The sequence below is a fragment of the Streptomyces sp. MZ04 genome, from assembly GCF_004684775.1.
Lineage (GTDB): Bacteria > Actinomycetota > Actinomycetes > Streptomycetales > Streptomycetaceae > Streptomyces.
The window spans coordinates 1-21,379 of the sequence record NZ_SRIC01000047.1 but is presented as its reverse complement, the minus strand read 5'-3'; the positions used below and the strand labels follow the sequence as shown (position 1 = coordinate 21,379).

At 70.4% G+C, this 21,379-nt stretch carries 19 protein-coding genes and 1 tRNA gene; 5 read left to right on the top strand and 15 right to left on the bottom strand.

The genetic code is table 11. The features are described 5' to 3' along the window. Positions 1–181: 181 nt before the first annotated feature. Positions 182–268: transfer RNA gene (locus E2651_RS13405), tRNA-Ser, on the top strand. 70 nt (positions 269–338) lie between these two features. On the opposite strand, the gene E2651_RS13400 is transcribed toward E2651_RS13405, so the two are convergent. The 9 genes from E2651_RS13400 to E2651_RS13360 form a co-directional block, all read right to left on the bottom strand. Then, positions 339–1,163 carry an HAD family hydrolase gene (locus tag E2651_RS13400; RefSeq protein ID WP_245238791.1) on the bottom strand — a complete coding sequence of 275 codons (825 nt, stop codon included), beginning with the start codon at positions 1,161–1,163 and terminating at the stop codon, positions 339–341. A 24-nt stretch (positions 1,164–1,187) separates the two neighbouring features. Then, positions 1,188–2,459, bottom strand: coding sequence for a serine--tRNA ligase (gene serS, locus E2651_RS13395; RefSeq protein ID WP_135331323.1), 1,272 nt, complete (start codon positions 2,457–2,459; stop codon positions 1,188–1,190). 551 nt (positions 2,460–3,010) lie between these two features. Beyond that, positions 3,011–3,946, bottom strand: a complete 936-nt coding sequence (gene pheA / locus E2651_RS13390) for a prephenate dehydratase (protein WP_135331322.1) — start codon at positions 3,944–3,946, stop codon at positions 3,011–3,013. Positions 3,947–4,113: 167 nt separating this feature from the next. Further along, positions 4,114–5,385 (bottom strand): iron uptake transporter deferrochelatase/peroxidase subunit, encoded by a 1,272-nt coding sequence (gene efeB / locus E2651_RS13385; protein ID WP_135331321.1) that lies wholly within the window; start codon positions 5,383–5,385, stop codon positions 4,114–4,116. Between the two features lie 6 nt (positions 5,386–5,391). After that, a complete protein-coding gene (locus tag E2651_RS13380; RefSeq protein ID WP_135331320.1) occupies positions 5,392–7,545 on the bottom strand; it encodes a copper resistance protein CopC in 2,154 nt (717 codons plus the stop codon). A 14-nt stretch (positions 7,546–7,559) separates the two neighbouring features. Then, entirely contained in the window at positions 7,560–8,051 is a 492-nt protein-coding gene (locus E2651_RS13375; protein WP_135331319.1) for a copper chaperone PCu(A)C, read from the bottom strand. After that, positions 8,048–8,698, bottom strand: a complete 651-nt coding sequence (locus tag E2651_RS13370) for an SCO family protein (protein ID WP_135331318.1) — start codon at positions 8,696–8,698, stop codon at positions 8,048–8,050. Before E2651_RS13370 ends, E2651_RS13375 begins: the two co-directional genes overlap by 4 nt. Positions 8,699–8,775: 77 nt before the next feature. Continuing rightward, entirely contained in the window at positions 8,776–9,552 is a 777-nt protein-coding gene (locus E2651_RS13365; RefSeq protein ID WP_135331317.1) for a YcnI family protein, read from the bottom strand. 133 nt (positions 9,553–9,685) lie between these two features. Further along, positions 9,686–10,495, bottom strand: a complete 810-nt coding sequence (locus E2651_RS13360; protein WP_135331316.1) for a hypothetical protein — start codon at positions 10,493–10,495, stop codon at positions 9,686–9,688. Positions 10,496–10,752: 257 nt separating this feature from the next. Between E2651_RS13360 and E2651_RS13355 the strand changes: the two genes are divergently transcribed. Continuing rightward, a complete protein-coding gene (locus E2651_RS13355; RefSeq protein ID WP_135331315.1) occupies positions 10,753–11,196 on the top strand; it encodes an ATP-binding protein in 444 nt (147 codons plus the stop codon). Between the two features lie 21 nt (positions 11,197–11,217). On the opposite strand, the gene E2651_RS13350 is transcribed toward E2651_RS13355, so the two are convergent. Continuing rightward, complete coding sequence (locus tag E2651_RS13350) at positions 11,218–12,684, bottom strand: PLP-dependent aminotransferase family protein (RefSeq protein WP_135331314.1); 1,467 nt, start codon at positions 12,682–12,684, stop codon at positions 11,218–11,220. Between the two features lie 47 nt (positions 12,685–12,731). Here E2651_RS13350 and E2651_RS13345 point away from each other — a divergent pair, with 47 nt between their 5' ends. Next, positions 12,732–13,208: a carboxymuconolactone decarboxylase family protein gene (locus E2651_RS13345; protein WP_135331313.1), complete on the top strand. Its 477-nt coding sequence runs from the start codon at positions 12,732–12,734 to the stop codon at positions 13,206–13,208. A 93-nt stretch (positions 13,209–13,301) separates the two neighbouring features. Here the strand turns inward: E2651_RS13345 and E2651_RS13340 are convergent, their stop codons facing one another. Together E2651_RS13340 and E2651_RS13335 are read right to left on the bottom strand one after the other, a co-directional pair. Beyond that, positions 13,302–14,798 (bottom strand): aminopeptidase P family protein, encoded by a 1,497-nt coding sequence (locus E2651_RS13340; RefSeq protein ID WP_135331312.1) that lies wholly within the window; start codon positions 14,796–14,798, stop codon positions 13,302–13,304. Between the two features lie 122 nt (positions 14,799–14,920). Next, on the bottom strand, positions 14,921–16,309 hold the full coding sequence (locus E2651_RS13335; protein WP_135331311.1) for a PP2C family protein-serine/threonine phosphatase: 1,389 nt from the start codon (positions 16,307–16,309) through the stop codon (positions 14,921–14,923). A 591-nt stretch (positions 16,310–16,900) separates the two neighbouring features. On the opposite strand from E2651_RS13335, the gene E2651_RS13330 reads away from it, so the two are divergent. Together E2651_RS13330 and E2651_RS13325 are read left to right on the top strand one after the other, a co-directional pair. After that, a complete protein-coding gene (locus E2651_RS13330) occupies positions 16,901–17,623 on the top strand; it encodes a bifunctional DNA primase/polymerase (RefSeq protein ID WP_135331310.1) in 723 nt (240 codons plus the stop codon). Positions 17,624–17,680: 57 nt separating this feature from the next. Next, the gene (locus tag E2651_RS13325) at positions 17,681–18,229 is read left to right on the top strand and encodes a hypothetical protein (RefSeq protein WP_135331309.1); all 549 of its coding nucleotides are present in this window, start codon (positions 17,681–17,683) and stop codon (positions 18,227–18,229) included. Positions 18,230–18,434: 205 nt separating this feature from the next. On the opposite strand, the gene E2651_RS13320 is transcribed toward E2651_RS13325, so the two are convergent. The 3 genes from E2651_RS13320 to E2651_RS13310 form a co-directional block, all read right to left on the bottom strand. After that, positions 18,435–19,403 carry a DUF5926 family protein gene (locus E2651_RS13320; RefSeq protein WP_135331308.1) on the bottom strand — a complete coding sequence of 323 codons (969 nt, stop codon included), beginning with the start codon at positions 19,401–19,403 and terminating at the stop codon, positions 18,435–18,437. A 147-nt stretch (positions 19,404–19,550) separates the two neighbouring features. Further along, positions 19,551–20,168, bottom strand: a complete 618-nt coding sequence (locus E2651_RS13315; RefSeq protein WP_135331307.1) for an ATP-binding protein — start codon at positions 20,166–20,168, stop codon at positions 19,551–19,553. A 62-nt stretch (positions 20,169–20,230) separates the two neighbouring features. After that, on the bottom strand, positions 20,231–21,043 hold the full coding sequence (locus E2651_RS13310; RefSeq protein WP_135331306.1) for a glycerophosphodiester phosphodiesterase: 813 nt from the start codon (positions 21,041–21,043) through the stop codon (positions 20,231–20,233). Between the last annotated feature and the right edge of the window lie 336 nt (positions 21,044–21,379).

The following is a 21,379-nucleotide window of genomic DNA, read 5'->3' as shown; positions in this document are numbered from 1 at the left end:
CCTGGCGCCCGCCTACTGGGAGAGGAGCCGGCGTGTCCATCAGTAGTAGTCCGTCGAGTTCCCAGCAGGGCAGCCCGCGGCAGGCTTCGGAGTAGTTACTCACTCCGTAGAGCCCGCCCGCGGGGGAATTGCCCGGGGCGGCCGCTTCGAGCGCGCATTTCGCTGCGCGGGCCGCCCACCCGGAGGATTGGCCGAGTGGTAAGGCAGCGGCTTGCTAAGCCGTCGTCAGGGCTGACGCCCTGCGCGCGTTCGATCCGCGCATCCTCCGCGAGACGTTGCACCGGGCTTGGGCCGTCTTCGGCTCCCGGCATGTTCCGCGCGTGTCGCGCAGCGCGAGGTCAGTTGAGGAAGCGCTCCAGTACCGCCGCGATTCCGTCGTCCTCGTTGGAGTCCGTCACCTCGTCCGCCACCGCCTTGAGTTCCTCATGGGCGTTGGCCATGGCCACGCCATGTGCGGACCAGCCGAACATCGGGATGTCGTTGGGCATGTCGCCGAAGGCGATCGTGTCCGCGGCCTTCGCGCCCAGGCGGCGGGCCGCCAGGGAGAGGCCGGTCGCCTTGGAGAGGCCGAGGGGGAGCAGCTCGACGATGCCCTCGCCGGCCATCGTCACGCCGACCAGACCGCCGGCCACCTCCCGCGCCACCGCGGCCAGCGCGTCATCGCTCAGGCCCGGATGCTGGACGTACACCTTGTTCAAAGGCGCCGCCCACAGCTCGGCGACATCGGTGAACGGGATGGCGGGCAGCGGGCCGTCCTGGACCGCGTACCCGGGACCGACGATCACTTCGCCGTCGAGGCCGTCACGGCTCGCGGCCAGTGCCAGCGGGCCGATCTCCGCCTCTATCTTCGCGAGCGCGAGGCCCGCCAGCTGCCGGTCGAGCGTGACCGACGTCAGCAGGCGGTGCTCGCCCGCGTGGTAGACCTGCGCGCCCTGCCCGCACACGGCCAGGCCCTCATAGCCCAGGTCGTCGAGGATGTGCCGGGTCCAGGGCACGGCACGGCCGGTGACGATGATGTGCGCGGCGCCCGCCGCGCTGGCCGCGGTGAGCGCGTCGCGCGTGCGGGCCGAGACCGTGTCGTCGGAGCGCAGGAGCGTTCCGTCGAGGTCGGTCGCGACGAGCTTGTACGGGAAGGACGGGGCGTCGGGAGCGGGATGGCTCACTTGTTGATGGGCTCCAGACTGCATTTATTTGGGTTCAAGAGTGGCTCGTCCCCCCAGGTACGGACGCAGCACCTCGGGCACCCACACGGAGCCGTCGGCCTGCTGGTGATTCTCCAGGATGGCGACGATGGTGCGCGGGACGGCGCAGAGCGTGCCGTTCAGCGTCGAGAGCGGCTGGACCTTCTTGCCGTCGCGGACCCGGATCGAGAGGCGGCGGGCCTGGAAGCCGTCGCAGTTCGAGGCGGAGGTCAGCTCGCGGTACTTGCCCTGGGTGGGGATCCACGCCTCGCAGTCGTACTTGCGCGACGCCGAGGAACCGAGGTCACCGGTGGCGACATCGATCACCTGGAAGGGCAGCCCGAGGCCGGTCAGCCACTGCTTCTCCCACTCCAGGAGGCGCTTGTGCTCGTTCTCCGCGTCGGCCGGGTCGACGTACGAGAACATCTCGACCTTGTCGAACTGGTGCACGCGGAAGATGCCGCGGGTGTCCTTGCCGTATGTGCCGGCCTCGCGGCGGTAACAGGGCGAGAAGCCCGCGTACCGCAGGGGCAGCTTGTCGGCGTCGATGATCTCGTCCATGTGGTACGCCGCGAGCGGGACCTCGGAGGTGCCGACCAGGTAGTAGTCGTCCTTCTCCAGGTGGTACACGTTCTCGGCGGCCTGGCCGAGGAAGCCCGTGCCCTCCATGGCGCGCGGGCGGACCAGCGAGGGCGTCAGCATCGGGATGAACCCGGCCTCCGTGGCCTGCGCGATCGCCGCGTTGACCAGGGCGAGCTCGAGCAGCGCGCCGACACCCGTCAGGTAGTAGAAGCGCGATCCGGAGACCTTCGCGCCGCGCTCGACGTCGATGGCGCCGAGCGCCTCGCCGAGCTCCAGGTGGTCCTTCGGCTCGAAGCCCTCGGCCGCGAAGTCGCGCGGGGTGCCGATGGTGTCGAGGACGACGAAGTCCTCCTCGCCGCCGACCGGGACATCCGGGTGGACGATGTTGCCCAGCTGCTGGAGGAGACGCTTCGTCTCCTCGTCTGCCTCGTCCTGCGCGGCGTCGGCTGCCTTGACGGCGGCGGAGAGCTCGCCGGCCTTCTTCAGGAGCTCGGCCTTCTCGTCGCCCGAGGCCTTGGGGATCAGCTTGCCGAGCGCCTTCTGCTCGGAACGGAGCTCGTCGAAGCGGAGCCCGGACGACCTGCGCCGCTCGTCGGCGGAGAGCAGGGCGTCGACGAGCGCGACGTCCTCTCCACGGGCGCGCTGGGAGGCGCGAACACGGTCGGGGTCCTCACGGAGCAGGCGAAGGTCAATCACCCCTCAAGGCTACCGGTGCCCGCTTCCGGCCCACGACTCGATATTCCTCTCTGTGTGTTATGTCCCATTTGCCGGAGTGTGAATTCCGGAGAGATCGCTGGTCAATAAAAAGGGCGTCATTCCCCGAAACGGGGCAGATGAGGTGTACCCCCTTGACTCGATCCCCTTGTGGGAAGCGGGACTTGAGGGTGCCGTTGTCCACAGGAATGGGCGCTCCGGAAAAGTTATCCACAGGCTGTGCGAAAGATCTGTGGATGCCGGAAATGATCATTCCGAAAGCCGCATGTGCGACGAAGGATTCCCGTCCCAAACCATCTTCACACCCACTTTCGAGTGGAAATGGTTCGCTCCAAAGAGTTGATCAAAGGAAAAGGGTGGACGAGGGGTGACGTGCTCGGCTGTGGATGGACTTGTGGGGTGTAGACCGATTTGTCGACCATGTCATGCCTCGTTGTCGACTTGTCCCCAGGTCGAGAACCCCGCCTGTGGATAACTTTGTGGACAACGTAAATCTGCAGGTAAGACCAGACGAGAACGGAGGGATGGTCCGGTCAGAACCGGCCGTCCTGGCACTGGGTCAGCCAGTCCGACGCCGCCAGGAACTCACTGTCGGACGTACCGGGCCGCAGCGTCCGTACGTCGTCGGGCGCGACCCCCGCACGCGGGTACGACCCGAGGAAGCGCACCTGCGGGCAGATGCGCTTCAGGCCCATCAGGGCCTCGCCCACGCGGCGGTCCGTGATGTGCCCCTCGGCGTCCACGGAGAAGCAGTAGTCGCCGATGCCCCGACCGGTCGGCCGCGATTCGATCCGCATCAGGTTGACCCCGCGTACGGCGAACTCCTGGAGCAGTTCGAGCAGGGCGCCCGGGTGGTCGTCGCCGAGCCAGATGACCACCGAGGTCTTGTCCGCGCCGGTCGGCGCCGCGGGCCGGGCCGGGCGGCCGACCAGGACGAACCGGGTCTCGGCGTTCGCCGCGTCGTGGATCTCGCTGACCAGCGGTTCGAGTCCGTACGTCGCCGCCGCGAACTCGCCCGCGAAGGCCGCGTCGAAGCGTCCCTCCTGGACCAGGCGCGCGCCGTCCGCGTTCGAGGCCGCCGACTCCCACAGGGCGTCCGGCAGGTTCGCGGCGAGCCAGTTGCGGACCTGGGGCTGGGCCACGGGGTGGCCGGTCACCGTCTTGATGTCCTTGATCTGCGTGCCGGGCCGCACGAGCAGCGCGAAGGCGATCGGCAGGACGACCTCGCGGTAGATCATCAGCGGCTCGCCCTTGGCGAGCTCGTCGACGGTCGTGGTGACGCCGCCCTCCACCGAGTTCTCGATCGGCACCAGCGCCGCCGCGGCCTCGCCGTTGCGTACCGCGTCCAGCGCGGCCGGCACGGACACCATCGGGACGAGCTCCCGGGTGGCGGCTTCCGGGAGCGTGCGGAGGGCGGCCTCGGTGAAGGTGCCCTCGGGGCCGAGATAGGTGTAGCGCATCGCCGACATACCGTCACCCTAATGGCCTGCACGTGGCGCGGCTCACGCGTCTCACGGAGCGGCACCCGTCTCACGTACGAGAAACCGCAGAAGTCCCACGTACGAGAAACCGCCCAAGTCCCACGTACGAGAAACCGCCCAAGTCGCACGTACGAGAAACCGCCCAAGCGGCAGGCCTACGCCTCCAGCAGCCGCTGCCCCACGTACTCGCCCTTCGCGGCCCCGCCCGGCACCGCGAAGAGCCCGCTCGCCTCGTGCCGGATGAACTCCGAGAGCGCGTCCCCCCGGTCGAGCTTGCGCTGCACCGGGACGAAGCCGCGGAGCGGGTCGGCCTGCCAGCAGATGAACAGCAGCCCGGCGTCCGGCTCACCGTCCTCGCCGAAGCCGTCGTGGTACGAGAAGGGGCGGCGCAGCATGGCGGCGCCGCCGTTCTGATCGGGCCGTGTGATGCGGGCGTGCGCGTTGAGGGCGATGACGTACTCGCCGTCCGCGCCGGCCTTCTCCAGCTTCGGCTCGGTCGTCTCCGTGCCGCCGGTCAGCGGTGAGCCGTCGGACTTGCGCCGCCCGATGACCGCCTCCTGATCCTTCAGGCCCAGCTTCTCCCAGTCGTCGAGGAGCATCCGGATACGGCGTACGACGGCGTAGGAACCGCCGGCCATCCACGCGGGGTCCCCGTCGCCCGGCACATAGATCCGCTGGTCGAAGTCCTTCTCGGACGGCTTCGGGTTGTTCGTGCCGTCGATCTGGCCCATCAGGTTGCGGGCCGTCATCGGCTGCGCGGTCGCGCCGGGCGAGCGGTTGAAGCCGTCCATCTGCCAGCGGATCCGGGCCGCGTCGCCCGCGTCCTTCTGGACGGCGCGCAGGGCGTGGAAGGCGACGAGCGCGTCGTTGGCGCCGATCTGCACCCACAGGTCGCCGTCGCTGCGGGCCTTGTCGAGACGGTCGGAGGAGAAGTCCGGCAGCGGGTCGAGGGCGGCCGGGCGCTGCTTCTCCAGGCCGGTGCGCCCGAAGAAGCTGCGGCCGAAGCCGAAGGTGACCGTCAGGGACGAGGGGCCCGCGTCCCGCGCGACATCCGTGTCGTCGCTCCCGGCGGCCTCGCCCGCCATCAGCCGCTCGGCCGTCGCCGACCAGCGGCGCAGCAGGGCCGCGGCCTCCTTGCGGCCCGAGCCCGCCGCCAGGTCGAAGGCGATGAGGTGGCCCCGGGACTGGTTGGGCGTCGTGATGCCCGGCTGATGTTTCCCGTGAAACAACACCTTGTCCGCGCCCAGCGACGTCAACGCCGCCGCGCGGGACGACTCGTCCGACGGCGCCGCGGCATATCCGGCCGCGCCGCCCGCCGCCCCGAGCGCGAGGCCGGTGGCGCCCGCGGTGCCGAGCAGCCGTCGCCGCGAGATGGAGCGGTGGTTCTCGACGCGGTCCGCCTCGCCGGTCGTCTCGTTGTCCGCCATGGTCGTTCAGCCGATCTGCGCGTTCTTGTTCACGGTCACTTGGTCGATGTCGGAGGTCCGCACGGTCACCGTGACCTTCCAGTTGCCCGCCATCGGAATCTGTACCCCGCTCGCGCTCCAGTGTCCGGTGGCGATGTGGTCGGGGGCGACGGGCAGCGGGCCGAGGTCCTTCGACTCGAGGGTGAAGGAGACCTTCACCTCCGGGACGTCGAAGGCGCTGCCGTTGGGCCGCTTCACGTAGACGTGCATGTCATTGCTGCCGGTACGGCCCGGGTCCAGGTCGAGTCGGACCGTGCCCTTGCCGTCGTCGGCGCCCGTGTCGAAGGGGATGTCGAGGATGAGCGGTCCGGACCGCTGAGCGGCCGCGGCGGCCGTCTTCGAAGCGGCCGCTTCCTCCTCCGTGCGCCCGGGCTCGGTGGAGGTGAGGATCGTGGTGACGGCGAGCAGGACGACGGCGACGCCGGCCTCGGCGAGCACGGAGCGGCGCAGGCCCGACCGGAGCGGATCGGCGTCGCGGATCCGCTTCTCGCGGGCGGTGTTCATGGCCGCGTGCTGACGGGCAAGCTGAGCGGCGCGCTGCGTGTCCTCGGCCTCCTTGCCGGAGCCCTTTGACGAGGCCTTGGAGGACGAGGCCTCGGAAGACGGGCGGTCCGAAGACGGGCGGTCCGAAGACAGGTCCTCCGAAGACGAGCCCCCCGAAGGCAGGTCCTCCGAAGACGGCGCCTCCGAGGACGAGCTCTCCGTAGACAGCGCCTCCGAAGATGCCCCCTCCGTAGACGGCGCCTCCGAAGACGCGGCCTTGGACGACGACTTCGTGGACCCAGCCCCGGAGTCACCGGCACCCCCGACAGGCACCGTCACCGGCTTCTTCCCCGCCCGCTGCTCGACCACCGCGGCGGCCGCGGCCTCGGGCGCCATCCCGCCCGCCGTGCCCGCGATACGTGCCGTCCAGCGCCGCGAGATCCAGGCGATGCCGACGAGGACGGTGACCAGGCCGATCTTGACGAGGAGCAGCTGTCCGTACGACGTACCGGTGAGCGCCGACCACGAACCGACCTGCCGCCAGGCCTGGTAGAGCCCGGTCGCGGCCAGCGTGCCCACGCTCCAGAACGCCACGCTCGAGAAGCGCCGCACGGCCGCGCCCTCCACCGAGGGCGCGAAGTACAGGGCGGTGACCAGCGACGCGAGCCCGCCGAGCCAGGCGGCGACGGCGAGCAGATGAACGACGTCCACGGGCATCGCGAGCCCCGCCTGGATGCCGGTCGACGCGTGCTCGGCCATCGCCCAGGTCGCGGCGAGCCCGATGGCGACGACGGTGCCGCCGATCCCGAGCCCGAACGCGAGGTCCTTGCGCTCCTTGGGGTCGGTTCGCTTTTCGTACGCACCGAAAAGCACCGCAATGAAGAGGGCGGCCGCGGCGAGCAGCAGCAGTCGGGAGACCAGCGCGGCGCCCGTCTTCGTCTGGAGTACATCGCCGAGCTTGGCCATGTCGAAGGCGTCGGCGATCTTCCCCGACCCGGTGTAGGGCGCGCGGAGCAGCAGCATCGCGAGGGTCGACGCGGTGAGCGTGAGCCAGCCGGAGACCACGAGGCGCTGCACGGGACGCACCCCGGCGCCGCGCGGCCAGCAGCCGAGCACGAACGCCGCCCCTCCGACGACGAGGATGAATCCGGCGTACGAGAGGTAGCGCGCGAAGCCGTAGAGGCCGCCGACGAATCCGCCGCCCACCTCCTGGTCCGGCAGCGCGACCTTGGTGTCGGACGGCGCGCCCACGGAGAAGGTGAACGCCCCGGAGATGGGGTGGCTGTCGGCGGAGACGACTTGGTAGGCGACGGTGAAGGTGCCGTCGGGCAGCCCCTTGTGCAGCTTCACGCCGTATGTGTTGGACCCGAGGTCACTGGTCTTGCCGGTGTCGACGCGCTTGCCGGACGGGTCGAGCACCCGCACCGAGCCGTCGGACATGGCGACGCTCTCGGAGAAGGTCAGCGACACCCGGTCCGGCGCCTTGTCGACCACCGCCCCCTGCTTGGGGTCGCTTCCCGTCAGAGCCGCGTGCGCGGAGACGGGCGTCGCCGCGGCGAACAGGGCGCCGAGAAAGAGGCCGGCGACGAGCAGGAGCCGCCCGAGACGAGGCCCGATGCGGGGAGCGATGGTCTGCATCAACGGTCAGTCCCTCAGTGCGACGTGTGCTTGCCGGGCTTGGGGTTGTACGTGGCGGCCTTCACCGGAAACTCAACCTCGACCGCGCCGGACTTCTGGAAGTGCAGCGTCACCGCCACCTTGTCGCCCTGCTTCGGCTTGCTCTTGAGCGACTCGAACATGAGGTGGTTGCCGCCCCGCGCGAAGTCGAGCTCGCCGTTCGCGGGTACGTCGAACGACTTCTGCTCCTTCATCGCGCTGCCCTTGGTGCTGTGCAGCGTCACGTTGTCCGCGAGGGAGCTGGTCACCGAGGTGAGCTTGTCGGTGCTCCCCTTGTTCGTGACGGTGAAGAAGCCGGAGGCCATGGTGTCCATGGTGGGTTCGGGCATGAAGGCACCCGAGACCTTGAGGCTGGGCTTGGCCTCCGATACCTCCGATGCCTTGTCGGCGGAGGAGTCCGAGCAGCCCGCGAGGGCGAGCCCCGCCGTCAGCGTCATGGCCCCGCTGATCAGAGTGCGGCGGTTCACGGGGTCTCTCCCTTGATGAGCTCGGGGAGGTCCTTGGCGTAGTCGTCCACGGTGGCGTCCTCGCCGTACAGGACGTAACCCTCGTCGGTCTTCGGGGAGAACGCGATGACCTGCGTGCTGTGCATCGAGACGATCTTGCCCTTCTCCTTCTTGGAGGGTTCGATGCTGATGCCGAGGGTGCGGGCGCTGCCCTGGATGGTGTCGAAGTCACCGGTCAGGCCGATGAAGTCGGTGTCCTGGGCCTTGAGCCACTTGCCGAGGGCGGCGGGGGTGTCCCGCTCGGGGTCGGTGGTGACGAAGACGACCTGGAGCTTGTCCCGCTCGGCCTTGGGCAGTTCCTTCTTGGCGACGGCGATGTTGCTCATCGTCAGCGGGCAGACGTCGGGGCAGTTGGTGTAGCCGAAGTAGACGAGCGTCGGCTTGCCCTTGGTCTGCGCGCGCAGGTCGTACTTCTTGCCGTGGGTGTCCGTGAGGACGAGGTCCGGCTTCTCGAAGGGCTTGTCGAGGACGGTCGCGGCCTTGTTGCCGTCGGACTCGACGGAGACGTCCGCGACGGGCTTCTTGCCGTCGTCACCGCCGCCGCAGGCGGAGAGGGTGAGGGCGGCCGCGGCCAGCATGGCGGCGGCGAGCAGCTTCTTGTTGCGCATATGAAAATGTCCCAGATGTGAGGGGGCCCGGCCGCACCGGGGCGGTCGAACGCCCCGGTGCGGTCCGATGGGTTGGCTCAGCTGTTGGCGCGCCGGCGCCCGGAGAGTACTCCGAAGGCCACGCCGGCGGCGCCGACGACGATGCCGACGATGCCGAGGACGCGGGCGGTCGAGTCGCTGCTGTCGGCGGACGCCGTCTCGCTCTTGTGGTCGGACTTCGCGTCTTCCTTGGCGTCTTCCTTGGCGTCTTCCTTGTCGTCGTGCGAGGCGGCGGCGCCGTGGCCGTCCTCGGACGCGGCGACCAGCGCGAGGGTCGGCGCCGGGTGCTCCGGCTCCTCCTGGCCCTTCTGCTGGGGCTCGATCCAGCGGACGACGTCCTTGTTGTCGTACGTCTGGACGGCCTTGAAGACGAGCTCGTCCGCGTCCTCGGGCAGCGCACCGAGGGAGAGCGGGAACTTCTGGAAGGTGCCCGGCTCGACGCCCTTGCCGTCAGCGGTCCAGGTGACCTTGGAGACGGCCTCGGTGATCTTCTCGCCGTGCATTTCCAGGGGCTTGTCGAGCTTCGACTTGGTGACCTTCGCGGTCCAGCCGGGGACGGGCTGCGTCATCACGGACGCGAGCGGGTGCTTCTTCGGGAAGGAGATCTCGAGCTTGTTGGTCGAGGCGTCGTCCTGCTCGTTCGGCACCTTGAAGTTGACCGTGGCGTACCCGCCCTTGGCGGCCTCGCCCTCGGCGGTGACGCTGACGTGCGCGAAGGCGGGGACGGAGAGCAGCAGCACGGCGGAGGCCGCGACGCCGCCGATGACGGAGACGCGGGAAGCCTTGACGGAGGACAGGGCAGACAGAGCAGACATGGCGGAACACTCCACATTCGGCAGTGGTGATCAGTCGGGGAGGGCGCGCGGCGACGAACCGAGCGGGCACGCGCGCGTGGGGGCCACCGGCCGCGATGCGCCTCTCCGTAGTACTGCGGTGGAGTGCGTCGCGTCAGGCGGCGAGTACGAGTGCGGCGGCCGTCGGCGGGCCGCGCCTGATCACCGTGTGCTGCAGTGCCGTGGTGTGTGGCTTCGGCGGTACGAGATGTCCGGTGCGCGGGGTCAGGGGACCCGTTTCGGGCGCCCCGGGAAGGCCTGCGCGCAGGGCGCGTACGAGAGCGAGGGCCCCGCGCAGGGAACGTACGAGCGCTCCCTCGGCGACTCCTTGCGCCCCGTCGGCCGAGAGCCTGACGAGCCGGAGCAGCGCGACGTCGCCGCGGCGCAGCAGCCATCCGGCGGCGACCGCGGCCAGTACGTGAGCGAGCAGCATGGGCAGCGAAGGAAGCGGCGACATCGAGCCCATCGCGGTGTCCGCCGCCATGGCTCCGGTGCCGTGGTGCATGGAATGGCCGGTGCCTTGGACACCGGCAGTTGCCAGAATCCGCTGGGCCTCGGCCGGGCTGAGCGTCGCCGCGCCCGCACCGCACACGATCCGCGCGGCCCGCTCCACCAGGGAGGCGTCGGCGGACTGCGGAACGGTGCCGCCGTGCTGCCCGACCGCGAACAGCGCGTGCAGGCCCACCTGCCCTGCCGCGAGCGCGGCGGCGATGCCGGGCAGTGAACGCTCACGACCGGCCAGCGGCGCCGCGACGGCGAGAACGGCGAGGAATCCCGCCCCGAGCGTCCACAGCGGGACGCTCGCGCAGGAAGCGAGCAGATGGCCCCCGGCGGACAGCACGACGCAGAGCACGGCGAACACCGCGGCTCTCAGCAGCCGTACGTCGAATCCGGCGCGCGCTTCGCGCTGGTGGGGGGCAGTCATGGCCGGGCCATCATCGCACTGGGCCCACCGGCCGCACACGGCAGGTCCGCAAGCTCCCGGGGATGCCGTTCGGCCCCGTTCGGTTCCGATGAATGGTCATGAGGGAGGAAATACGCACCTTTGGGTGACCCGGCTACACCGTTGCGCGCGGTCCGCGCGTCGGCCGTATGGGCGGCATCACTTCAACTACGCGCTTATTGACGGGCGCTTGCGGCAATACGTATCGGTATGTCGAGCCGCGGCCAGGAGGCTGGAGCATGAGCATGTGGTGGTCTCTCCATTTGCGGCGCGAAGCTGCGAGCGTCCCGCTGGCCCGTCGACTGCTGATCGGCACGATGGAGACCGCGGGGGTGGATCCGGACGTCTCCTACGACCTGTCGGTGGCCCTCAGCGAGGCCTGTGCCAACGCGGTGGAGCACGGCGGGACGCCGGCCCCCGGGGGGCAGGCCGGGGCGTACCGGGTCACGGCGTATCTGGACGGCGAGAAGTGCCGTATCGAAGTGGCCGATTCCGGCCCGGGGTTCGTCCCCGTGGCGACGCTGCCCGCGTCCGAGACGGCCGAGCACGGACGAGGGCTGTGTCTCATCCAGGAGCTCGCCGATCATGTGCACTTCGGCAACAAGCCGGGCAGGGGCGGCGCGGTGATCAGCTTCGACAAGATCCTCAAGTGGCGCGAGGACACACCGCTGGTCACCGCCTGACGCGGTCTGCCGCGGTCTGCTTCAGTCGGGCGGCAGCGCCCTGCACAGCGCCTCGAGTGCCGCGCCGTACGCGTGCTCAGGAGGCGTCGAGTAGCCGACCACCAGGCCGTCCGGCGCGGGCATAGTGGCCTCCGGGTGGCGGAATTCGGCGAGGCCGTCCAGCGCCAGGCCCTGCCAGGCGGCCGCCTTGACCGTGGACTGTTCGGTGCCCGGCGGCAGCCGCAGGACGGTGTGCAGGCCCGCGGCGACACCGGTCGGGCTGATGTGCGGGGCGTGCTCGGCGAGGGCGTCGACGAGCTGGTCGCGGCGCCGGCGGTAGCGCTGGCGCATCCGGCGGATGTGGCGGTCGTAGCGGCCCGACTCGATGAGGTCGGCGAGGGTCAGCTGGTCGATCACGCTGGCCCACGCCTCCCGCTCCCCCTTGGCGGCGAGTACGTCGTCGATGAGGTGTTCGGGCAGAACGAGCCACCCCAGACGCACTCCTGGAGAGAGGCTCTTGCTGACCGAGCCCATGTAGATGACGCGTTCGGAATCCAAACCCTGTACGGCGCCCACCGGCTCCCGGTCGTAGCGGAACTCGCCGTCGTAGTCGTCCTCCAGGACGAGGCCGCCTCGGGTCCGTGCCCAGTCGATGACCGCCGTGCGCCGGGTCGGGTGCAGCGGGCCGCCGGTGGGGAACTGGTGAGCGGGCGTGAGCAGCACTCCACGGACGCGCTGTCCCTCGGTCAGTTCCTCGGTCCGGGCGCCCCGTTCGTCGAGCCCGAGCGGGACCGTGCGGACGCCCGCGGTCTCCAGGATCGAGCGGTGGAAGCCGAGGCCGTACGACTCCACGGCGATGGGGTATCCCCTGCTCGAGCGGAGCCGAGAGCTTGGGGAAGGACCCCGCAACACCCCGCCTCCCCCGGCGCCGAACAGCAGCCGCAGGGCGTGCGCGAACCCGGAGCACACCACGATCCGCTCCGGATCGGCGCGCACCCCACGCGCGCGCCCCAGATACTCGGCGAGCGCCCGGCGCAGCTCCACGCGCCCCTGTGGGTCACCCGGCCCGAAGGCCTCGTTCGGCGCCGAGTTGAGGGCGCGCCGGGCGGCGGCGAGCCACGCGGCGCGGGGGAAGGAGGCGGCGTCCGGCTGCCCCTGACGCAGGTTGTACGTCGGCGCCGCGGGCCGCGCGGGCGCCCCCTTGGGGACCCGGGCCCGCTGGGGCGGCGCCGCGCGGTCGGCCACCTGCGTTCCGGAACCCTGCCGCGCGGTCAGCCAGCCTTCGGCGACGAGCTCGGCGTAGGCGTCGGCGACGGTGTTGCGGGCGATGCCCAGATCGGCGGCGAGGGAGCGGTAGGGCGGGAGCCGCGTCCCCGGAGCGAGCCGTCCCTCGCGCACGGCGTCCCGCAGCGCGCGGATGAGGACGGCGCGGCGGCCCCCCGCCCCGGAGAGCTCCAGGTGCAGGTCACTCCCGATGCGCTCCGCCAAATTGACCCATGATTCCGGCATGAAAATGCACCCTACCCAAGGTCTATCCGCCCCGTAGATTCATGGTCATGACGAACAACGAGAACGCCACGCAGAGCCTGACCCGCATCAACTTCGCCAAGGCCGCCCCCAAGGCGTTCAAGGCCCTCATCGGCTTCGACGCCGCCGCCCGCGACGGCCTCGACCCGGCCCTGGTCGAGCTGATCCAGATCCGCGCCTCGCTCCTGAACGGCTGTGCGTACTGCCTCCACATGCACACGTCCGACGCGCGCAAGGCGGGCGAGGACGAGGCACGCCTGCACATGGTCGGCGTATGGCGCGAGGCCAGGAACTTCTTCACGGAGAAGGAGCAGGCGGCGCTGGCCCTGACCGAGTCCGTCACGCTCGTCGACCGGGGCGGTGTCCCGGACGACGTCTACGCCCGCGCGGCCGAGCACTTCGACGAGGAGGAGCTGGCCCGCGTCCTGGCCCTGATCTTCACCATCAACACCTGGAACCGCATCGCCCTGAGCACCGCCAAGGTCGCGGGCGAGGACGAGCGTTGAGCCCCTCTCCCGGGGGCCAACGCGAAGGGGCCGGGCACCCCACAGGATGCCCGGCCCCTTCTTAAGAAGACCCTCAGTTCAAGAAGCAGACCCTCAGCCCTTGAGCTCGGCCATCCACGCCTCGACGTCATCGGCACGCCGCGGCAGCGCCGCCGACAGGTTCTCGTTGCCGTCCGCCGTCACGAGGATGTCGTCCTCGATCCGCACGCCGATGCCGCGGTACTCCTCCGGCACCGTCAGGTCGTCCGCCTGGAAGTACAGACCGGGCTCGACGGTCAGGCACATGCCGGGCTCCAGGACACCGTCCACGTACGTCTCGCGGCGCGCGACCGCGCAGTCGTGGACGTCCATGCCGAGCATGTGACCGGTGCCGTGCAGGGTCCAGCGGCGCTGCAGACCCAGCTCGAGAACACGCTCGACCGGACCCTCGACGAGGCCCCATTCCACGAGCTTCTCGGCGAGCACACGCTGCGCGGCGTCGTGGAAGTCGCGGTACTTGCCGCCGGGCTTGACCGCCGCGATGCCGGCCTCCTGGGCCTCGTACACGGCGTCGTAGATCTTGCGCTGCAGCTCGTTGAAGCGGCCGTTGATCGGCAGCGTCCGCGTCACGTCGGCGGTGTAGTACGTGTGGGTCTCCACGCCCGCGTCGAGCAGAAGCAGCTCTCCTGAGCGCACCGCGCCGTCGTTGCGCACCCAGTGCAGGGTGGTGGCGTGCGGGCCCGCGGCGCAGATCGAGCCGTAGCCGATGTCGTTGCCGTCGACGCGGGCGCGCAGGAAGAACGTGCCCTCGATGTAGCGCTCGCTGGTCGCCTCGGCCTTGTCCAGGACGCGCACGACGTCCTCGAAGCCGCGAGCCGTCGCGTCGCACGCCTTCTGCAGCTCGCCGACCTCGAACTCGTCCTTGACCAGGCGGGCCTCGGAGAGGAAGACGCGCAGCTCCTCGTCGCGCTCGGCGGTGACCTTGTCGGTCAGCGCGGCCTCGACGCCGGCGTCGTAGCCGCGGACGACCCGGACGGAACCGGTCGCCTCGCGCAGCGCCCCGGCGAGCTCACGCACGTCGGACGCCGGGATGCCGTACAGCGTCTCGGCCTCGGTGAGGGAGTGCCGGCGGCCGACCCACAGCTCGCCCTGGCCGTCCAGCCAGAACTCGCCGTTCTCACGATTGGAGCGCGGCAACAGGTAGATGGTGGCCTCGTGGCCGCTCGTACCGTCCGCGAAGTCGGTGGGCTCCAGGACGAGGACGCCGTCCTCGGTCTGGTTGCCGGTCAGGTACGCGTATTCGACGGAGGCGCGGAAGGCGTACTCCGTGTCGTTCGAACGGGTCTTCAAGTTGCCCGCGGGGACGACGAGCCGCTCGCCCGGGAAACGCGCGGAGAGCGCGGCGCGGCGGGCCGCGGTGTGCGAAGCCTGGGCGATCGGCTGCAGATCGTGCAGCTCTGTGTCGGCCCAGCCGGACTTCATGTTCTCGGCGAGCTCGTCGGAGACGCCCGGGTACAGACCGTTCTTGCGCTGCTTGATCGGCTCTTCTTCGGACTCGATCTCCAGGGTTTCCGGGGTCTCCGGGTACTCCGGAATGAGCTCCTCCGACACGATCTGCCTCCTATGTACGACACTGGGCCCCCTCCATCGTACGGGTGTACGGAAGGGGGCCCAGGGCCGGAAGGCCTGTTACATGCCGTAGTGCGGGAGTCACTCCGACCCCGGTGTGGGCGTCACTCGAACCGGGCCGCGAGAAGGACCACGTCCTCGTCGCTCTCGACCGCGTCGAGCCCGTCCGGCAGGACGGTCCGCAGCACATGATCGACGAGCGCGTCCGGGTCGTCGCGGACGGATTTCGGCACACCGGCCGCCGCCGCGTGCAGCCGCGCGAAGGCCCGGTCCATGGGGTCCCCGGTGCGGTGCAGAAGGCCGTCCGTATAAAGAAGCACCGTTTCTCCGGGCTCCGGCTGGATCTCCACGCTCGGCGCCTCCCAGCACGCGAGCATCCCGAGCGGCGCCGAGAGCGAGGTCTCCACGAACTCCGTGCGCCGCTCGCCGATCACCAGCGGCGGGCTGTGCCCGGCCCCGGCCAGGACGATCTTGCGCAGGGCCGGCTCGCAGAACGCGAAGAGGGCCGTCGCCGACCGGGCGGGCTCGGTGAGACGCAGCAGCAGCTCCAGATCGGACAGTACGGCGACGGGGTCCTCGCCCTCCATCACGGCGTACGCCCGCAAGGAAGCCCGCAGCCGTCCCATCGCGGCGACGGCGCTGGGCCCGGACCCGGTGACGGACCCGACCGCGAGGCCGAGCGCGGCGTCGGGCAGCGGCAGCGCGTCGAACCAGTCGCCGCCTCCGCGCGCGGAGGTGCGGTGCCGGGCGGCGAGCTGCACCCCGGCGACCCGCGGCAGCCGCGAGGGAAGCAGCTCCTCGCGCAGCGTGGCCTCCGTGGTGCGGGCCCGGTCCAGTTCGATCAGCCGCGCCAGGTGCTCGGCGGCGTGCCGGGTGTAGAGGCCGATGAGGTGCCGCTGGCGCTCGACGGGCGCGGCGGGCTCGTCGTACAGCCAGACCGCGGCGCCGACCCGGCCCGCGGCCTCGGTGTTCAGAGGCAGGGCGTAGCTGGCCGCGTAGCCGAGCCGGGTGGCGACGTCGCGGTGGCGGGGGTCGAGGCCGTCGTCGGCGAGCAGATCGGCGTCGACGATCTCGGTCTGAGTGCCGGGCTGCGCGGGCGGGGCGTCGAGCAGCCGCCCGAAGGAGGTGGCGCCGCGGGGCACGGTCTCGATGTGGCCGAGGTCGGCGCGGGCGAGGCCGAGGCCGATCGTGGTGTCGGGGCCGAGGCCGTCGGACGGCTCCAGGACGAGGAGGCCGCGGCGGGCGCCCACGAGGGCGGCGCCGGCGCGCAGCAGTTCGTGCAGTGCCTCGTCGAGGGTCGCCGTGCGGCCCAGGCGTTCGGTGAGCTCGTGGAGTGTCGTCAGATCGGAGACCCAGCCCGCGAGCCGGTCCTGGATCATGACGGCTGGGGCGGCCGGGACACCTTGGACCTGCGGTGCGGGCGCGACAGTGTGGGCTGGTGGCGGAACAGTGGAATCGATTCCGGCCACTTTCGGGAGGTGCGGGGCGTTCATGGCTGACGGCTTTCCGGCCGGTGCGTATTGCTCAATAGCATCGCAAACCCCCTGTCATTCTGCGCCGCTAGCAATGTTCTCCACATCTACACGCACTGGAGAGGGGATGTCCAGCATTGTCCAGCTGGGATTCCTGGTGTCCGTGGGAATTCTGTGGCGTTCCGGCGATCTTGGTAACTTGGCTCAAAAGTGCCTGAGGTGACGGCATATTGCGGTCGACTGACGTTGTTCAGCAAGGGGTACCTCCCGGCCCTCAGGCACGGGAGGCGCGTCACAGCGGCCGTGTTGGGTACGTACTCGGTGATGACCAGGGGCAGTTGAGATCCGCCCGGAACCTGGCGACGGACCCGGGCGTCTTAACTCATGACGACCGTGCCCCATCCTCCCGTGGGGGAGGCGGCGAGTAATACGCGGGACAGCAATCGCCAGGCACCGCCACCCCACGCCACGTTAACGCTCGGCCCCTAGGGGTTCCCCATGCCGCAGGCTGGGGTGTGATGCGCCAGTTGTACGCACAGCGAAGTGATCCACACATGGTGTGATGTGGCCCGCCGTGTTCCTCGGCGTGTAAACGGAAAGGAACGAGCGCTCATGCGCGAGATCCTCGGAAGGCGACGCAGGCTCCTGTCAAGGCTCTCTGAGCTCACTGGCCTCATCGGGCTCACTGGGCGCACCGGGTTCACCGGCAGGAAGTCTGACCAGAGTCCCGGTCTGATCGGCGCGGCCCTGACCTTCGCGACGGCATGGAAGTGGCCGGTGCTGCCGGGCGTCGGTCTCGACCCGCAGGACAGCACCCGCTGCGCCTGCCCCGACCCCGACTGCACGGTGCCAGGAGCGCATCCCCTCGACCCCGGCCTGCTGGCCGCGACCACCGACGAGCGCATGGTGCGCTGGTGGTGGACGAACGGCCCGGCAGCGCCCATCGTGCTCGCCACCGGCGCCGGCGCCCCGTGCGCCGTCAGCCTTCCCTCGCTCGCGGGCGCACGCGCCCTGGCGGCCCTCGACGAGGCGGGCATCAGGCTCGGCCCGGTCGTGGCGACCCCGGCCCGGCTCTTCCTGCTCGTCGCGCCGTACTCCATGGAGCAGTTGGGCGAGCTGCTGTACGCCAAGGACTGGGTGCCCGGCTCCCTGCGCTTCCACGGAGAGGGCGGATATCTCGCGCTGCCGCCCTCCGAGACAGGGCAGGGGCCGGTGCGCTGGGAGCGGGCTCCGCTGCCCGGCTCCGCGGCGCCGTGGGTGCCCGATGTCGAGGCCGTGGTGGACGCCGTGGTGGACGCGCTCACTCGTACGGGTGTGAGCGCGCCCGAGTTGTAGGGGAAATGGGCGCGCGGCGAGCCGCGCGCCCATCAATCGTCGTTAATGTCAGGGCCCATGAACCCCCGCCTGATCGCGCTCATGGGCGTAGTGGCCATCACGGTTCTCCTGCCGTTCGCCGGCGCGTCCGCGGGGCCCGTGGGCGACGACGACGCCGGCGCCAACCCGGCGGAGCGGCCGGCGGATCCGGCGCCGAGTCCTGACGCTGACGCAAAACCGCCCTCTACGGAGAAGCCGTCACTCCTCTCCGGGCTCGGCCTCAGCAGCGCCGCGCGATGCGGCCCCGAGCTCACCTCTCCGGAGGGCATCGAGGCCCAGACCTGCGTCCTGACCCAGCGGAGCGACACCTGGGCGCGTACGTACTACCGCAACGCGACTGGTGATGAGCTCAGCGCCGTACTGACCGTTATGGCCCCGGGCGGACGCACCGTGCAGATGCACTGCGCGGTGAGCGCGGAGGACGAGCCGGGCGCGTGCGAGACGCCACGGGAGCGTACGGCGGGTAACGCCGCGGCGTATTCGGCGGTGGTGGAGTTCGCTGACGGGAGTGGCGGGCCGTTGCTCCTGCGCTCAGGGAGCAACTCGGCGCGGCCGAAGGTCAGTTGATACCGCAGGTCAGACCCGATATGGGGCCGGACATGGAAGCGCCCGGTTGCTGGCGACGGGGGATGCACCAGCAACCGGGCTACCTGAACGGTAACAAGAGATCGGCTCTTGGCAAATTCGATCTCGGTTATCCGGACAGGGATTTACCTGCGATGACGGGGAGTTGTGACAGGAGTCACCCATTCCCCTCCGGCTGACTGGTGGGTCAGCTCAAGGTCACCTGGCGGTTGGTGAGACCGCCGCGGGCCCTGCGCTCGTCCGGGGTCAGCGGGGCGTCCGTGGCGAGCGCCGCCGCAAGGCGCTCGGCGAACTCGGCGGCGGGCTTCTCGATGTCCTCGGCGCCCATCCCGCTCGGCAGGTCCCACACCGGCACGGTCAGACCGTGCGCCCGGAAGGAGCCGACAAGACGGGTTCCCTCGACGAGGCTCGACGTGCCGGCCGCGTGCAGCCGGGCGAGCGCGTCGAGGAGCTGCTCCTCGGGGTGCGGCATGACCCAGCGCAGGTGGTTCTTCTCCGGGGTCTCGCACCAGTAGGCGGATTCCACGCCGGAGAGCTTCACCGTCGGGATGGCGGCGGCGTTCGCCCGCTCCAGGGACGCGGAGACCTCGGTGGACGCGTTCTCCGAGTCCGGCACCCAGAACTCGAAGCCCTCGTGCACGACCGGCTCGAAGGTGCCCTCGGGGTCGAGGACGTCCTGCAGGCGCGGACCGTCCGCGGGCGCGCGCCGGGCCTGGACCGGCGAGCCCGGCTCGGCGGCAAGCGCGCGCTGGAGGGTGTCTGCGAGGTCGCGGCTGATGTCGCCGGACGCGGTGTCGTTCTGCAGGCCGAGCAGGACCGAGCCGTCGTCGCGGCGCAGGGCGGGCCAGGCCATCGGCAGGACGGTCGCCAGGGCGACGGAAGGCACGCCGTCGGGCAGCCCGTCCTTGAGGGGCAGTTCGACCGTCGCCGCGGGGACGAGCTCGCGCAGCGCCACCCAGTCGCCCTCACCGGCCAGGCCCTCGAAGGGGCGCTGCACCAGCTCGGTCACCGCGTGCGCCGCGGCCCGGCCGTGGCAGGCCTTGTAGCGGCGGCCCGAACCGCAGGGGCAGGGTTCGCGGGCGCCGACGACGGGGACCTCTCCGTCCTTCAGCTGCGGCTGCTGCTTGCCCTTGGTCTGAGGGCGCTTCTTGGCCATCTTGGGTGTCTCCCGGATGCGGCTCTCTTGCGTGGCTCTTCGTACGTCTTGGGCGTACGGGCGCGAGCCTAGCCGCTCGCCCACAAGGCGTCGGGATTCAGCCGGAGTCGGTGCACGGGCCGGGGTCCGTCGATGCGCCGCGGGCCGTCAGTCGAGATCGTCGAAGGGGTCCGCGTACGCGAGGTCGGGTATCGCGGCGACCGACGGGGCCGCGACGCGCGTAGCGAAATCCTCATGGCGGTGCCCGGCATGTACGACGACCCACACCGTGACCTCGCCGTGGGTGTCGTCGCGTACGCCCCAGGCATCCGCGAGAGCCGTGATGATGTTGAGCCCGCGGCCGCCGTGCGCGGTGACCGAGGGTGTGGCCGGAACGGGGCGGGTCGGTCCTCCGCCGTCCGTCACCTCGACCGTCAGCCGGCCCGCCGCGTCCACGCGCCAGGCGGCCCTGACATCACCGTCGCCGACCAGTCCTTGGCCCAGCGGCCTGCCATGCCGGCAGGCATTGCTGAGCAGTTCCGAAAGGATCAGTACGGCATCGTCGATGACCGATTCCGACACCCCGCTCCTGCGCAATTGCTCGCGCATCCGGTGTCTTGCTTCTCCCACGCCCGCCGGGCCATGGGGTACGGCCATGCTCGACGACGCGGGCACCTCCCGTGCCACCACCAACGCCACCCCCGAGACCTCCTTCGCCCCACGCCACGGTGTGAATGCCCCAATGGACTGGACCGGAAACCGGCCAATCCCTGTGCGGTGACGCACTCGTAACGATCGAATACGGACCGAACGCGCCGGTGCACACCCTGTAACCAGAGGGGCTTCCGTTAGCCGCGGCCCAGTTGGGACAGCACCTGCTTGGGGCGGTTGGTGATGATCGCGTCGACGCCGAGTTCGGCGCAGAGCTCGACGTCCTCGGGTTCGTTCACGGTCCAGACGTGGACCTGATGGCCCGCGCGCTTGAGTTTGGCCACGTAGGACGGGTGATTGCGCACGATCCGCATGCCGGGGCCCGCGATCCGTACGCCCTCGGGAAGCCGGCCGTCGCGGTGGCGCGGCGAGACGAACTGCATCAAGTAGACCGTGGGCAGGGTGGGGGACGCGGCCCGCACCCGCTGCAGGGAGCGCGCGGAGAAGCTCATGACGCGTACGGGAGAAGGCCCCTCGGCGGGTGGGGAATCCAAACCGAAGCGCTTCAGTAGAAGCAGCAGCCTTTCCTCGACCTGGCCCGCCCAGCGCGTGGGGTGCTTCGTCTCGATGGCCAGCTGGACGTTGCGCCCCGAGGCATTGCTTTCGGCCACCAGCTCCAGGAGCCGCTCCAAGGTGAGGACGGAGGTGTCCTCCCAGTCGGGGCCTTCGTCGGCCTCGGCGTGGTTGTTCTTCCAGGAGCCGAAGTCCAGCGTGGCGAGATCGGCGAGCTCCAGGGCGGAGACGGCTCCTCGGCCGTTCGACGTACGGTTGACGCGTCGGTCGTGGACGCAGACGAGATGGCCGTCCGCGGTCAGGCGTACATCGCATTCGAGGGCGTCGGCACCGTCCTCGACCGCCTTCTTGTACGCGGCCAGCGTGTGCTCGGGAGCGTCTTCGGAGGCTCCGCGGTGGGCGACGACCTGGATCTGTTGCTGTCGTGCGAGGGTCACCGCGTCATCGTGCCATCACGGGTACGCACAGGCTCGCCCGAGGGTGGGCGCACGCAGCGCCGGATCCACAGGATCGGCTTATGGTGCCCTGACAGCCCATGGGAAAAGCTGACTGCAGACAGAAGTGCGGACAGAAGCACAGTTGGCCACAGCCAGGCCGTGACCGAGAACGACAGCGTGGACCGAGGAGAGAGCTGTGAGCACCGAGAACGAGGGCAACGAGGTACCTGAGGCCCCGTCCGCACCTCCCGTGCCGGTGGACACTCCCGCTGCCTCCGCCGATCCCACACCCCCCGCGGGCACGCCCCCGCACACGCCGGGCACCCCGGCCGGGGC

Bases quoted from the DNA above. Each gene is read 5' to 3' on its own strand.
- pheA (WP_135331322.1), bottom strand. From the start codon at position 3,946: ATGTCGGCGATGCGCTACACCTATCTCGGCCCCGAGGGCACCTTCACC.
- E2651_RS13330 (WP_135331310.1), top strand. From the start codon at position 16,901: ATGCGCGAGATCCTCGGAAGGCGACGCAGGCTCCTGTCAAGGCTCTCT.
- E2651_RS13320 (WP_135331308.1), bottom strand. From the start codon at position 19,403: ATGGCCAAGAAGCGCCCTCAGACCAAGGGCAAGCAGCAGCCGCAGCTG.
- efeB (WP_135331321.1), bottom strand. From the start codon at position 5,385: ATGGCGGACAACGAGACGACCGGCGAGGCGGACCGCGTCGAGAACCAC.
- E2651_RS13380 (WP_135331320.1), bottom strand. From the start codon at position 7,545: ATGCAGACCATCGCTCCCCGCATCGGGCCTCGTCTCGGGCGGCTCCTG.
- E2651_RS13350 (WP_135331314.1), bottom strand. From the start codon at position 12,684: ATGCCGGAATCATGGGTCAATTTGGCGGAGCGCATCGGGAGTGACCTG.
- E2651_RS13365 (WP_135331317.1), bottom strand. From the start codon at position 9,552: ATGTCTGCTCTGTCTGCCCTGTCCTCCGTCAAGGCTTCCCGCGTCTCC.
- E2651_RS13360 (WP_135331316.1), bottom strand. From the start codon at position 10,495: ATGACTGCCCCCCACCAGCGCGAAGCGCGCGCCGGATTCGACGTACGG.
- E2651_RS13335 (WP_135331311.1), bottom strand. From the start codon at position 16,309: ATGAACGCCCCGCACCTCCCGAAAGTGGCCGGAATCGATTCCACTGTT.
- E2651_RS13370 (WP_135331318.1), bottom strand. From the start codon at position 8,698: ATGCGCAACAAGAAGCTGCTCGCCGCCGCCATGCTGGCCGCGGCCGCC.
- E2651_RS13345 (WP_135331313.1), top strand. From the start codon at position 12,732: ATGACGAACAACGAGAACGCCACGCAGAGCCTGACCCGCATCAACTTC.
- E2651_RS13325 (WP_135331309.1), top strand. From the start codon at position 17,681: ATGAACCCCCGCCTGATCGCGCTCATGGGCGTAGTGGCCATCACGGTT.
- E2651_RS13355 (WP_135331315.1), top strand. From the start codon at position 10,753: ATGAGCATGTGGTGGTCTCTCCATTTGCGGCGCGAAGCTGCGAGCGTC.